Annotated in this window: 14 protein-coding genes; all 14 read left to right on the top strand. The window is 54.2% G+C overall.

What is annotated here, in order from left to right; translation table 11 throughout:
- Positions 1-351: 351 nt before the first annotated feature.
- The 14 genes from ACR0EN_RS17650 to ACR0EN_RS17585 all read left to right on the top strand — a co-directional run bounded on the left by ACR0EN_RS17650 (position 352) and on the right by ACR0EN_RS17585 (position 13846).
- On the top strand, positions 352-1977 hold the full coding sequence (locus ACR0EN_RS17650) for a Tn7 transposase TnsA N-terminal domain-containing protein (protein ID WP_480588071.1): 1626 nt from the start codon (positions 352-354) through the stop codon (positions 1975-1977).
- 389 nt (positions 1978-2366) lie between these two features.
- Positions 2367-3254, top strand: a complete 888-nt coding sequence (locus ACR0EN_RS17645) for an NAD(P)-dependent oxidoreductase (protein WP_480588069.1) — start codon at positions 2367-2369, stop codon at positions 3252-3254.
- 2 nt (positions 3255-3256) lie between these two features.
- Entirely contained in the window at positions 3257-4969 is a 1713-nt protein-coding gene (locus tag ACR0EN_RS17640) for a dihydroxy-acid dehydratase (RefSeq protein ID WP_480588067.1), read from the top strand.
- Positions 4966-6318: an NAD(P)H-dependent oxidoreductase gene (locus ACR0EN_RS17635; protein ID WP_480588065.1), complete on the top strand. Its 1353-nt coding sequence runs from the start codon at positions 4966-4968 to the stop codon at positions 6316-6318. Before ACR0EN_RS17640 ends, ACR0EN_RS17635 begins: the two co-directional genes overlap by 4 nt.
- On the top strand, positions 6315-7304 hold the full coding sequence (locus ACR0EN_RS17630; RefSeq protein ID WP_480588063.1) for an SMP-30/gluconolactonase/LRE family protein: 990 nt from the start codon (positions 6315-6317) through the stop codon (positions 7302-7304). Before ACR0EN_RS17635 ends, ACR0EN_RS17630 begins: the two co-directional genes overlap by 4 nt.
- A gap of 64 nt (positions 7305-7368) precedes the next feature.
- Positions 7369-7635, top strand: coding sequence for a hypothetical protein (locus tag ACR0EN_RS17625; RefSeq protein ID WP_480588061.1), 267 nt, complete (start codon positions 7369-7371; stop codon positions 7633-7635).
- Positions 7636-7692: 57 nt separating this feature from the next.
- Positions 7693-8127, top strand: coding sequence for a c-type cytochrome (locus ACR0EN_RS17620; protein ID WP_480588059.1), 435 nt, complete (start codon positions 7693-7695; stop codon positions 8125-8127).
- Positions 8128-8308: 181 nt separating this feature from the next.
- The gene (locus tag ACR0EN_RS17615) at positions 8309-9310 is read left to right on the top strand and encodes a TRAP transporter substrate-binding protein (protein WP_480588057.1); all 1002 of its coding nucleotides are present in this window, start codon (positions 8309-8311) and stop codon (positions 9308-9310) included.
- Positions 9311-9375: 65 nt separating this feature from the next.
- Positions 9376-9906 (top strand): TRAP transporter small permease, encoded by a 531-nt coding sequence (locus ACR0EN_RS17610; protein WP_480588055.1) that lies wholly within the window; start codon positions 9376-9378, stop codon positions 9904-9906.
- 5 nt (positions 9907-9911) lie between these two features.
- Positions 9912-11198, top strand: coding sequence for a TRAP transporter large permease (locus ACR0EN_RS17605; protein ID WP_480588053.1), 1287 nt, complete (start codon positions 9912-9914; stop codon positions 11196-11198).
- Positions 11198-11614, top strand: a complete 417-nt coding sequence (locus ACR0EN_RS17600; RefSeq protein WP_480588051.1) for a VOC family protein — start codon at positions 11198-11200, stop codon at positions 11612-11614. Before ACR0EN_RS17605 ends, ACR0EN_RS17600 begins: the two co-directional genes overlap by 1 nt.
- Complete coding sequence (locus tag ACR0EN_RS17595; RefSeq protein WP_480588049.1) at positions 11598-12503, top strand: LysR substrate-binding domain-containing protein; 906 nt, start codon at positions 11598-11600, stop codon at positions 12501-12503. Before ACR0EN_RS17600 ends, ACR0EN_RS17595 begins: the two co-directional genes overlap by 17 nt.
- A 100-nt stretch (positions 12504-12603) precedes the next feature.
- Entirely contained in the window at positions 12604-12984 is a 381-nt protein-coding gene (locus ACR0EN_RS17590) for a VOC family protein (RefSeq protein ID WP_480588047.1), read from the top strand.
- A 31-nt stretch (positions 12985-13015) separates the two neighbouring features.
- Entirely contained in the window at positions 13016-13846 is an 831-nt protein-coding gene (locus tag ACR0EN_RS17585) for a helix-turn-helix transcriptional regulator (protein ID WP_480588045.1), read from the top strand.
- Positions 13847-13862: the final 16 nt, after the last annotated feature.

Below are 13862 nucleotides of genomic sequence, written 5' to 3'. Positions count from 1 at the left end.
CGCCACATTTGTATCCATGAAAACAAAATGTCTGAGCTATTCGATTGGGCCGGCTGCAAGTTGTTCTGTGGTGAAAAGATAAGTACGAATCACTGTGGCACCAGTTTCCGGTCTACCGTTGGTCCAAGCTGGGCAAAAACTCTCGGCAACGAAAACGCATCAAGAGGCGCCAAAACAAATCTCAAGGCCGCGAAGCTACATGTTATGATTGAGGGCCTCGCAAAAATTCTGTTCTCGCTCATACGCCCAAAACGGTATCCCTGCATGACGCCCTGAACTCATAGTTGTGCTTGATGGCGAGCTTCCGGCTGGTATTCTCGTCCCCGGTAATCGAGAGAGTCGTTGTTTTCAATGTCACCTTCTATTCAGCGGCAGGGCCAACCGTGGACGGCAGAAGAAGATCGCAAACTTTATGATTTGACAGTTTCCGGAAAAGACCTCGTTGAAATTTGCGAAGCGCATCAAAGAACCAATGGTGGAATAAAGGCTCGACAAGTACGCCTCGGCTTGAGGGAGAAGCGGACTTCCAAGATTGTAGTACCACCTCCACCATTCAAGCCATTTGTCCGAGCAAGGTCAGAGCCGCGCGTAGGTGAAAAAGAGACGAAAATTGAAACAGCTACTCACAAACCAAAACCGATTCTCAAGGCTCCCAAAAAAAACGCATCACCAACGACAAGTCTGCAAAATGAAGTTAGCAGTGAGGCACTGAAGAAATTCGTAAGTAGACACCCGGATCTCATCGACCGTCTCTGGGCCGCAATGGAGAACGACATCAGGCATCTATTCCCTAAACAAGAGCGCGATATCCGTGATCGGAACATACACGTAGTTCTTTCGCGCCTTTCGCCAGAAGACGCACAATTCGAAACGGCCACTCTTCAAGAACTCGGTGACATCTACAATATTTCTCGTGAGAGAGTCCGGCAGATCGCCGCTAACGGAAGTCGACTACTAACAGCACGAATACGCGGCCGCAGAGGCTGGTCTTATGCGGTGCTAAAGGACCACCGCAACACCTTCGATGAGCAAAACAACACTCAGTTCTACTCTAAACTCATGGGGGAGCTGAACAATAGAGCGACTACAATTTCATTTGCTCAATTTGTTCTTGCTGCAATGGGACGAATTGATGGACTTGCCTCCGACGAAGTCTCAAAGCTTCTGAACGCATACGCCGTATTCGCGGCAGCATCAAAAAAACAAGCCAAGATCGATGCTGCAAAGGCAAGAAAACAGAGAATTCAGCGTCAGATGGCGGATGATTATGTAGGAAACGTTCTAAGAAAGGCCTCCTTTAGCGGGGCATTCGCAGCAGAAGGCGTGAGACTACTGAGTCTACCACGTCTGCGCTCCTGCGCTGGTGACAGGCAGTTGTTCTCCGAAACCTTAGGCAGATTTGTGCAATGGGAAAGCCAGGGGGAGAAACGTTTTATCAGCGCACTGGATCAGAGTAGCATTATTTCGGAATTTGCAGAGCAACCTATAGAGATCGAATTCGTTCATAGTGGCAAGAAAAGAAAGTACTTTGTCGACCTTCTGATCAAGACCACGGATGATCTTACGATAGCAGTGGAGATCAAATCGCCTGTAATGCTTGCGGATTCATTTGTACAAGCGAAGGCTCGAGCAGCAGAAGAGGCGCTTGGGGAGTTAGGTATCGGGTATTGTCTGGTAGATGCAAACGGCCGTTCACCTCAAGATCTTCTCAAAACTAAGCCAACTGAAGAACTAAAGCAGTTTTTGAGAGAGAGACTGCGTAAGAAAAAGCAGGTCAACATGCGAGACCTGTATGCGCATCTGAATGAATGGCCCTCACAAGATATCTCGGACCAAATACAGAGCTTGGTGCTTGAACACGATCTAGACTATCGAGTGCGCCTACTTACAAACAAAGACACAGGCAAACTCGGCCGTGCTTATACATTTTCCCTAAGTGTAAGCACAAAAAAACCCAAGGTAACACTTGTCGATTAACTCAATCTCCTTGCGTGCCCGGGGCAGTTTTTTTTGAAAGAATTGAATTGGACACTGGCGAAATAAACCTCTTCGTTGACGACCTAGTAACCTTAGCAGGCCGCTCGACGACTTGATCGAACCAAGGTTGCGAAACTACTGACGCCGTTGAACATACAGCCTCCTATCAATTTTCATCACTTCAATGAGCAAAATAGGATGTCCAGCTTGAGAAAGCTGCAGCGCTGCTCTGGTGTGTTGGATAGACAGCAGTAAAGGTCCGTGGGGCACATGGCCCTCTCAACCTATGACAACCACGCGAATCCCGACCGGGGTGTTCTCGATTCAGAATGCCCGAATGAAACCTGTGCAGTGATACTTCTTCTTTAATCAAAGGGAAGGAGATCGACATGCGATTTGGTTTTGTCGGTTTGGGTCAAATGGGTGCGCCAATGGCGGTGAACCTTGCCAGCTCAAACAATGTAATGGTCTTTGATCTCAGCGAAGACGCCATGAATGCCGCTGCTGAAGCAGGCGCCAAGAAGGCTGGTAGTGCTGCAGATTTCTCGGACGTGGACGTGCTGATCACCTGCTTGCCGAGTGGTGGGATAGTGGAAAAGTCATTGTTCGACCCAGAACATGGGATTGCACAGCATCTTTCAGCCGACACGGTTGTCATCGATACCTCAACCATAGAATACGGACTGACGCTTAGCATTGGCGAGCGTCTTTCAGCCCTCGGGATGCGTTTTCTCGATGCGCCCGTCTCTGGCATGTGGAAGCGAGCCCAAGAGGGCACGTTGACGATGATGATCGGAGGCGACGGTGAGATTGTCGAGGCGCTGCGGCCAGCCCTGGCAACAATGTCGAACCGCATCCTGCACACTGGCGCTGTTGGCTCAGGCCAGCTCACCAAGCTGATCAATCAGCTTCTCTTCGATATAAACGTGGCGGCTCTGGCCGAAATCCTGCCGATGGCAAAGAAGCTGGGCCTTGATCCGGAAAACACCGCCGAGGTGGTGAACTCAGGGACCGGCCGCAGCTATGCGTCGGAATATTTCATTCCCCAGATACTCGAAGGCAAGTTTGACACCGGCTACCCACTACAAGCGGCCTACAAGGATCTGATCAGCGGTGCTGAAATCTCAGCCCGTTATCAGATCCCGGCACCTGTGTTGGCCGCTGCGACAACCACATATCAGCAGGCACTTCTTGAAGGCCACGGGGACAAAGACAAGGGTGCGATGGTGCTCGTTTATGAACGGTTGCTTGGCATCAATTGCCGGAAGGAGGGGTAACGATGGCTGAAGGAAAAGGTATTCAGGGCGGGCTGACAAACTACGGCGACAAGGATTTCGCCGCGTACCTACGTCGATCTTTTGCTCGCTCGATGGGTCTGTCGCGGGAAATGCTCGACAAACCGATTGTCGGGATCGCGATGACCCCTTCGGGCTTCAACAACTGCCACAGAGCGATGCCTGAGCTCGTCGAAGCTGTCTCGCGCGGTGTGCTGGCTGCAGGAGCTTTGCCGCGACCGTTTCCAACAGTGTCACTTGGCGAGGTCTTTCTGAACCCGACCAGCATGGTCTACCGGAACCTCATGTCCATGGACACTGAGGAGATGGTTCGTGCGCAGCCAATGGACGCAGTGGTTTTGATCGGTGGTTGCGACAAGACAGTTCCGGCCCAACTGATGGGCGCAGCGTCCGCTGACATTCCCGCCGTGCAACTTGTGACTGGACCGATGATGACCGGTCGTCATAAGGGCGAACGCCTGGGCGCCTGCACTGACTGCCGCCGTTTTTGGGGTAAGTTCCGCGCTGGTGAGGTCGAAGGGGAAGAGATAGCGGAGATCGAGGGCCGATTGGCGACAACGGCCGGCACTTGTGCAGTTATGGGAACAGCTAGCACCATGGCGTGCATTGCCGAAACGCTAGGGATGTCTTTGCCTGGCACGGCGGCCATACCATCTGTTCACGCTGACAGGCTGGTCGCAGCTGAAGAATGCGGCAAACTGGCCGTTGATCTGATCCAGAACCCTCGAAAACCAAGTGAGGTCATCACCGAGAAGTCGGTAGAGAACGCTTTCCGCGTGCTGATGGCCGTCAGCGGGTCCACCAATGCCATCGTTCACCTTACGGCCGTTGCGGGTCGTCTCGGCATCCGGATATCACCCGAACGCCTCAATGAAATCTCGGATGAAACGCCGGTACTGGTTGATCTGAAGCCAGTCGGTGAAGGGTACATGGAAGACTTCTATGCCGCTGGTGGTGTCGGAGCAGTCTTGCGCGAGATCCGCCATCTACTGCACCTCGATACGGTGGATGTAACAGGTCAAACCCTGGCAGAGCGTCTGGACGACGAACCTGATTGGGTTGATCGTCGGGTGATCCGATCGTTTGATGATCCTGTTTCAAATGAGGGCGGGTTGATCAGCCTTTATGGGAATATCGCCCCGCAGGGAGCCATTTTCAAACGCGCTGCGGCGACACCACAGCTTTTTGAGGTCGAAGGCCGTGCCGTGGTCTTCGACAGTCTCGAAGATCTCGCCCGGCGCGTTGATGACCCGGACCTCGACATTGAGGCCGATGACATCATGGTTCTGAAGAACGCGGGACCAGTGGCTGCGGGAATGCCGGAGGCCGGGTATCTGCCGATCCCAAAGAAACTGGCACGAAAAGGTATCAAGGATATCGTGCGAATTTCCGACGCGCGGATGTCTGGCACGGCTTTCGGAACCATCGTTCTCCATATGTCACCCGAGTCCGCGGTTGGCGGGCCATTGGCTGCAGTCGAGAATGGAGATCGTGTACGTCTCTCGGTCGCTGACAAGCGTATCGATCTACTGGTCGATGACACCGAGATCGCCCGCCGTCTCGAACAACACAAGCGTCCGGAGCTGCAAAATCGCGGTTATCGCGGGCTTTACAGCCGGACGGTTCTGCAGGCCGACGAAGGCTGCGATTTCGATTTCCTCACGCAAGAAGGCTGGTCCAAGGAGAACGCCGAATGAACCTCTTTACGAAACTTCAGGAGCGCGCAGCGAGTGGTCAGCCGGTTCGTGTTGGAATGATCGGCGCAGGCAAGTTTGGCACTATGTTTCTTGCGCAGGCACTTCGATTGAAGGGGATTCATATCGTTGGTGTCGTCGATCTGCGACCAGATGCGGCCAAGTCCAACATGAAGCTCGTTGGTTGGGATGCAGTGGCTTACTCAGCATCGAGCCTGGATGATGCGGCAACTTCTGGCGCAACCTTTGTCGGTGATGATTGGGAAGCGCTGACAGCGCATCCGGATATTGAAATCATCATTGAATGCACCGGGAACCCGATCGCAGCCGTCACGCACTGCCTCAAGGCGTTCGAGAATGGCAAGCACATCATCAATGTAACAGTTGAAGCAGACGCATTTGTTGGGCCTGGCCTGGCCAACAAGGCTCGCGAAGCCGGTGTGATCTACAGCATGGCATATGGAGATCAACCGGCGCTTGCCAGTGACCTGGTTGATTGGGCGCGGGGCTGCGGTTTCAATGTCGTTGCAGCCGGTCGTGGCCACAAGTGGATGCCGCACTACCGGCAATCGACACCTGACACCGTGTGGGATCATTGGGGCCTAACGAGAGAACAAGCGGAGCGCGGTCGGCTGAACCCCAAAATGTTCAATGCGTTTTTGGACGGCTCGAAACCCGCCATTGAAAGTGCGGCCATCGCCAATGTGTGCGGGTTGGATGCCCCAGAAAATGGCCTGGTCTTCCCTTCAGGTGGGATCGACGACGTTCCAAATCTGGCGCGGCCGCGCTCAGAGGGCGGGGTTCTGGATCATAAGGGCATGGTGGATGTCATCTCTTGCCTGACACCGGAGGGCGAGCAGATCCCACATGACATTCGGAAAGGCGTCTGGGTCTGTTTTGAAGGGGACACCGAGTATCTGCGCAATTGCTTTGAAGAGTACAAAGTCGTGACCGACGACAGCGGACGCTACATGTGCAACTACAAGCGCTGGCACCTGATCGGGCTGGAGCTCGGGATCTCGGTCGCATCAGTGGGCATTCGCAAGGAGCCCACAGGGGCGGCGCATGAATTCCGAGCCGACGTTGCGGCTATTTCGAAGCGCGAGTTGAAGAAGGGCGAAATCCTTGATGGCGAGGGCGGGTACACCGTGGCCGGCGGTCTTCGCCCAGCATCGATTTCTGTTGCTGAGGGGTACGTCCCACTCGGCCTTGCGCACAATGTCACCTTGATCAGAGACGTTCCTGAAGGTCAGCCGGTCAAATGGAGTGACGTGCAGGCGGACACGAATACGGATGCCTATCGCCTGCGACGCGAGGTCGAAGCGAGCATTTCGAAGAACCTCGCTGCATGACCACGGATCTCAGCATATCGTTTCTTGGAAAACAACTAAGCCGTCCTGAATGCGTCCTCAGCACCAAGACTGGTGATACTTTCTGCTCCCATAACGGGCATGGTGTCATGCGCATATGCCCGGACGGCCGTCAGTTTCTTTTGCAAGAGCCGTCGAGCTTCGGCGGTATGCCGGTCGTGCCGAATGGGATTGCGCTGCGACCTGACGGCTCGTTCCTCATCGCTAATATCTCTGACGCAGGAGGCGTTCTGGAACTGGACGCAGATGGGCTGCGCCCACACGCGGTCTCCACGGGCGGCTCGACACTGCCACCGGTCAATTTTGTCTATGTAGACCAACTCGGCAAAACATGGATTACGGTGTCGTCGAAACTCCGTCCCCGCTCGCGGGCGTATCGCCGCGATGTAAAAAATGGTTATGTGGGTTTGATCAATGCTGACAATTCGTTTTCTGTGATCTTGCAGGGACTTCATTATACGAACGAAGTGCGGCCTGATTATGAGGGGGGATGGCTCTATATAGCAGAGACCTTCGGGCAGAAGATCTCGCGCGTGCGCCTAGATGAAAAGGGTGTGCATGGTGAGCCGGAACTCTTCGTCCAGTTTGGGCCCGGCACGTTCGTAGATGGCATCGAACTGGACGGGTCAGGTGGTCTTTATGCGGCCTGTATCGTATCGAGCGAGCTCTATCACATTGATCCCGAAGCAAAGCCCACACTAATCGTCGGTGAACGCGACGACGCTTGGGTAGAAAGCGTTGAAGCCGCGCTCGATGATCACACAATGGATCGAGCGCACTTTGACAGTTCGCCTGCCGAGGTGCTTCAGAACATATCCAGCCTGGCCTTTGTGGGTGAGAAACGAGACCGGATTGTTTGTGGCAATTTGCTGGGCAATTCACTTCCGGTCTTTGACGCTCCCATCAGTGGACCAAAGCCACCATACTGGAATGTAGAGGTTCCGATTTGGGGTGCGCAGGTGTCCTAATCAAATCCAGAACCTCAGTTGGTTTTATGAACCCGGCAAACCTAACCTGAACGGGGAGACTAAAATGGCTCACACGAACAAAGTCATTCGCTCAATCAACTTGGATGGGGATAGAATTTGCGTGGACATTTTTCTGCGCCCAGACGGTACGTATGGGTTCGATGAATTTCGAAGAGATCCAGAAGATGGCCGAGGTTGGTATAGCATAGGCCACCATAGCGCTGCCGTTTTTGAAGAGTACGACCAAGCCTTTGGCGCGGCAAAGATGAACGTCTCATGGTTAAACGATGCCATTGCCCGCTGTGAAAATTCACAAGGCAAAACCTCTTGACCTTCCACTGGCTGGAAGACGTAGCCAGTCAGTATGCGGTAATATCAAAGAGAAACTATGAAATCTATCATCTTAGTCGCTGCAGCCCTCGGGGTTGGTATCATTGGTTACACATTGTGGACGAGCAAAGGTTCAACGCCGGAGGAACATTCTGAAGTTGCTCCGCCGGGCGGAGCATTGGTGGAAATTGTCTTGCCTGACACTTTGTCTTCAAACGCTCAAATTGGTAAGCGAGGGTTTGAGGCAAACTGTGCGGCGTGCCATGGTCTTAACGCGGTCGGTCAAGATGGCCTGGCGCCACCTCTGGTACACAGGATCTACGAGCCAAGTCACCATAGCGACGAAAGCTTCCAGCGGGCGGCTGCCATGGGAGTGAGAAGCCACCACTGGCCTTTTGGGAATATGCCGCCAATTGATGGTCTCACACGCGGCGATGTTAAAATGATCACGGCCTACATTCGAGAGTTACAGCAGGCCAACGGGATCAATTGATCATCGGGGCCGTGCTTTAGTCTGGCATGAATGAGGCAATCCTGATCAGCTCCAAAAGTCCCTAATAAAACAAAGCTTACGTTCATCGCGAAACGCGATGGCTCCGTTATCGAACCAATTCTGGGCAGATAACAGGTTTCGCCTGATCCTCCTGAGACCATAGAATTCTCGGGAGGAAACCATGAAATTCACACGACGCACTGCGCTCAAAACTCTTGCTGCAGCGACGGCTACAGCTGCATTGGCAACGCCTGCTCTCGCGCAAAACAAGATCACCATTCAGGTCAATACGACCATGAAACCGGGCGGCTCAGAAGAAGCCGGTATCACGCGCTTCAAGGCCGCGCTTGAGGAGCTGGCTCCGGACCGATTTGAGGTTGTTCCGTTCTTGAGTGGCCAGCTCGGCGGTGAAAATGCCGTCCTGGAACTGCTGAACATCGGTGAGACCCAGATCTCACTGACAGGTGGCAACTGGCGCGCTCAGTACGCACCTGACTATGATCCGATCTCGATCCCGTTCCTGTTCCCGAACGGCGCGGCTGTCGAAGCCTTCATGGCCAGTGACTCTGGCAAGGCTTTGCAGCAGCGCGGCATCGATCAGGGTGGTATCGTAGAGATGGGCGCACAGATGCGCGCACCGCGCCATATGACCTCGAACAAGGCCATTACGACACCAGACGACCTCGACGGGTTCCGGCTGCGTCTGCCGAGCATTCCTGTCTGGGTCGATGTATGGAGCGGTCTGGGCGCGCAAACTGTCGTTGTGCCCGCTACGGAGATTTACCTTGCAATGCAGACCGGTCAGGTCGATGGCCACGAGAACTCTCTCGTCTCGCCATTCTCGCGCAAGCTCTATGAGGTGCAATCACATCTCATCATGACCGGCCACGTGCATTTCCCTTGGCATTGGGTTGCATCGAACTCCTGGTTCTCAGGCCTGTCCGAAGAAGACCAGGCCGTCGTCCGTGCGGCCGTCGAGATTGCGCGTACTGAAGGCACTGCTGTCGAAGCACAGAAGGATGTGTTCTATCTCGAAGAGCTCAAGAAAAAAGGTATGACCGTGGTTGAGCCTGATGTGGCGGCGTTCAAGGCCAAGGCACAGCCCGCTATCGACAATGCAATGTCATCGCTGGCTGACGGTGTGATCGAAGACGTGCAAAACGCGATCGCAGCAAATTCGTAACCTCCCTGAAACTGGACGCCCGTCTTCATGGCGGGCGTTTTTTTGTAAGCGCAGGGGGAAACCACATGCAGCTTGAATATGAAAACACGGACGCTGCGGCGATCCCGACACGCAATGTGGGACGTGTCGAAAAGAAGTTGGTGCAGATCACAGATCTGTTCTCGGGCATCATGCTGATGGGGCTTGTTGGATTGCTGGTCCTGTCGATCCTGTCGCGCGATGTCATTCGCTTTCCCGTTCCGTGGCTCGAAGAAATCGCCACGCTGATCACGATCTACGCTGTGGCCTTCGCCTCGATCGGCGCGTGGTCTCGCGGGGCCCACATCGCCGTTGAGCTGGTGCCTATGGCCATAAAAGGCGTCTGGCATTCGCGCTATGCGTTCTTTCTGCAAATCCTGTCGATTGTATTCCTCGTGCTTGCTGCATGGGGAGCCGCCGAGATGATGCAGCGGAGCGCCAACAACCGCACAACGGCTCTCTCAATGAGTTTTTCGATTTACTATGGGGGACTGCTGCTCGCCTTCGCAGGCATGGTCTTTGCATCCCTTCTCCGTCTTGCCGGTGAATTTTTCGGCAAGCCAAAACAGGAAGGGTAGAGATCATGGAAATCTTCTTACCATTTGTTGGTGGCCTGATCTTTTTCATGGCGTTGGGTCTGCCAGTCTTTGTGGCGCTAGGGGCAACCTGTCTTCTCGCCTTGGCGATGACATCCGCGTCCGGTGGCTTACCAGTGGAGCTGATGTCTCTGAAGATTACGCAGACGCTCAACAGTTTCCCACTGTTGGCAATCCCGCTCTTCATCCTTGCAGCAAACCTGCTCAACCGAGGCAGCGCGACGACACGGATTTTCGATTTTGCCAATGTCATGGTCGGGTTTGTGCGTGGGGGGCTGGGGCACGTGAATGTGGTAGCCTCAATGATTTTCGCCGGCATGTCTGGCACAGCGTCCGCTGACGCTGCAGGCCTTGGCGCGTTGGAAATCCGGGCCATGCGGGAAAAAGGGTACGACCTTAAGTACAGCACGGGCATAACGGCTGCATCCAGCGTGATCGGGCCGATCATTCCGCCAAGCGTCGCCATGCTTGTCTACGGCTGGCAAGCGGATGTGAGCGTCGGAGATCTATTTCTTGCGGGCTTTGTACCTGGTGTGCTGATGGCTGTGCTGTTGATGGCGACGACGTTCATCATGTCTTACAAGATCGACATGCCGACGCGCCCGCTGCCAACTGCGCGAGAGGTGTTTGAAACCGGCCACCGAGCCGTGCTTCCGATGCTGACACCGTTAATCATCGTGGGAGGCATATGGAGTGGCATATTCTCACCGACCGAAGCCGGAGCGGTGGCCTGTGCCTACGCGATCGCGCTCGGTGTGTTTGTCTACCGCGATGTAAAGATCAAAGAGCTGTTCCAGGTCTTTGTGCAAAGCATGGAGTTCAGTGCCGTCATTCTGCTGATTATCGCGATTTCAGGGTTCTATGGCTGGCTGCTGGTGCGCCTGCAGGTGCCGCAAGCTTTAGCTGCCGGTCTGGTCGCCATGGATATGCACACGACTATCCTTCTGCTGATCCTGATGGTGTTCTTCGTCCTGGTCGGCTGCTTCATGTCGGTGATCGAAAGTGTGTTGATCCTGACACCTATTTTGGTCCCGGCCGTCGCCGCATCGGGAGTGGAACCGCTGTTTTTCGGTGTGTTCATGGTCATCACACTATCGGTTGGGGTGATAACGCCGCCGTTCGGAACAGTCCTCTATATTCTGGTTCCGATCACGGGAATGCGGTTTGAAAAGGTCGTTCTATCAGTCCTGCCGTTCCTGATCCCGATCCTTGCAACCATCCTGCTGGTGCTGTTCTTCCCGCAGATCGTCTTGATCCTGCCAAGCCTGTTCTGATGGGGAAGCGACATCGTATCGCGTGGGCAGCACTGGATCACGCAGTGATCACTTGCGCCGACATCGAAAAGTCCGTCGCCTTTTATGGCGGCGGGCTTTGCATGGCGATCAACCGGTTGGATGATGGCCGTATCGAAGCGACGTTCGGGCGCTGCAAGCTCAACCTTCAGCCCAACAACCGGCACTATGGGCCGCCCAATAATGCTGGAAGGTCTTGGTCTGCAAATATTTGTTTGCTGGTCGAGCAAGGCCTTTCTGATGTAGAATCCCGATTAAAAGAGATAGGTCTCCGCATAGAAGAAGGACCGGTGGAGCGCGTCGGCGCACAAGGCACAATCCTCTCGCTGTATTTGTACGATCCGGACGGCAATCTCATTGAGATAAGTGAGTATGCGAGCCATGCGGAAAAGATTTGATCTTGTAACCCTCGAACTCTTCGTGGCCGTCGCCACGTCGAAGAGCATTGCGCAAGCTGCTGCAGCTGAAAACATCGCCGCTTCAGCCATCAGCAAGCGGATATCCGATTTTGAAGCCCAGGTTGGCACGGCTCTTTTTTACAGACAGCAAAAAGGTGTGTCCCTGACACCAGCGGGCGAAGAAATGCTTCGCCATGCCAAAGACCTGCAGCGTCTGTTAGATCGTATCGACGATCATATGTGCGACTTTGCGCAAGGCTTGCGTGGAACTGTGCGGATCGCGGCCAATACGTCTGCGATTACACAGTTTTTGCCCGAGGATTTGGCATTGTTTGTAGCTGATCATCCCGATATGCGGATCGATCTCACCGAGCAAACGTCAGATGAAATTGTGATGGCCGTGCGCGATGGTATTGCAGATGTCGGCATTTTCTCCGGCATGATCCCAAACCCGGATCTCGACGTGTTCACCTATCGCAGGGATACGCTTGTTGTCCTGACGCCGAAAGGTCATCCGCTTGGGACAGATGGGCCAGTTTCGTTCAACGAATTCTCAACACATGATCTTGTCGGCCTTCAGAAGGGAAGCTCTCTGCAGGCCTTCATCGAGAAGCGCGCCGCAGAGCAGGAGTTGGAGCTGAGAACACGGGTTGAAGTCCTCAGCTTCGATGGAGTGCGACGCATGGTCGAAGCGGGTCTTGGCATCGCGATATTACCGCTTGGAGCCGTGGAGCCGTACCTGACGGCCTCTAACCTGCGGATGGCCCCTGTGGCGGATAGCTGGGCTGAACGCACATTGAAGGTGGCCGTGCGTGATGCTGAAGCACTGTCGCGGCCCATTAGATCGCTCATGGTCCATCTGACCAGTGAGTTCCCCGAGGTCTCTTAATCCCGGCATCTGGGATTGAGATGGGGTCTGTCGTCATTGATCAATGGTTTAGGACGAGGGCAAACACCTATTTTGTCTGCAAAAGTATGGAGACCTAGCAATGCAAATTGATCGCGTGGATCATTTCGTCCTGACAGTCGCCTCGATCGATGCAACCTGCGATTTCTATTCAAAGGTTCTGGGAATGGTGGTGACGGAGTTTGCGGGTGGGCGCAAAGCGCTCTCGTTTGGGGCGCAAAAGATCAACCTTCACCAACATGGCAACGAATTTGAGCCCAAATCCCTGACACCGACACCGGGTAGCGGCGATTTTTGCCTGATCTCGGCTGTCCCGATCGCTGAAGTTGTTGCGCATCTCGAAAACTGTGGCGTCGAGATTGAAGAAGGTATCGTTGCGCGCACAGGCGCAACCGGACCCATCAAGTCCGTGTATCTGCGCGATCCAGATCAGAACCTGGTCGAGATATCAGTGTACGAATAAAAGGCAGTTTGCGCTGCAAGGAGATATCCGAATGGACGGTTCACATCTGCCCGAGACACATATGGCGAACCGGCCTGTGGGGTATGTCGAATTCCGTCAACGCTGCAGCGCCGATTTTCATCAACTCCACATCTCCAAAACCTGCATCCTGCGTATCCGCTCCGGGCGGAAAACAGTCCGGACTTTTACGGGTGCTGAGACAACAGTTGAACAAGGCGAGTTTGTCTATCTGCGCCGTGGCGAAAACCTGACGATCGGGAATATCATCGGTGATACTGGCCTCTACTTCTCGGAAGGCCTGGTGATTGACGACAGCGTTATCTCTGATTTCCTGCAACTGCATCCAAACCCAAGCACTGCGCGCGAAGTCAGAAAAGGGATCATGCCGAACCGCTTCAACGACGCCTTCTCGCGCGTTGTCGCAAGCCTGGATGATCCCGATCTCAGTGATGGCATCTTATCTTATCGAACGCAGGAATTGCTCATGTGGCTGCAGCTGCAGGGTGCCGCGCACCGAATTCACTGTTGTGAAGGTCTGAAGGATCGATTGCGGATGCTCTTTGAGGGTGACCTGGAGCGCAGTTGGAAGGCTCCGCAAGCCGCCCGAGAGCTTGGTATGAGCGAAGCCACATTGCGCCGGACGCTCAGCAAGGAAGGCACCGGGTTCACCGAAATGCTGCGCGATGTCCGTCTGTCATTTGCGCTGATGCGCATTCAAACAACACAGCATTCATTGGCCGAGATCGCTTTTGAATGCGGGTTCAGCTCTCAATCGCGCCTTAGCGAAGCATTCAAAGCACGATTCGATATCACACCGGGAAAACTAAGGGCGTCTGAGGCTCAACTTGAGCGAAAAGCGTAAAATCTTGATCGATTCC

It is taken from the genome of Ruegeria sp. AB7 (genome assembly GCF_056542625.1).
The sequence above is the reverse complement of the archived record's forward strand: the minus strand, read 5'-3'. Positions and strand labels throughout refer to the sequence as shown.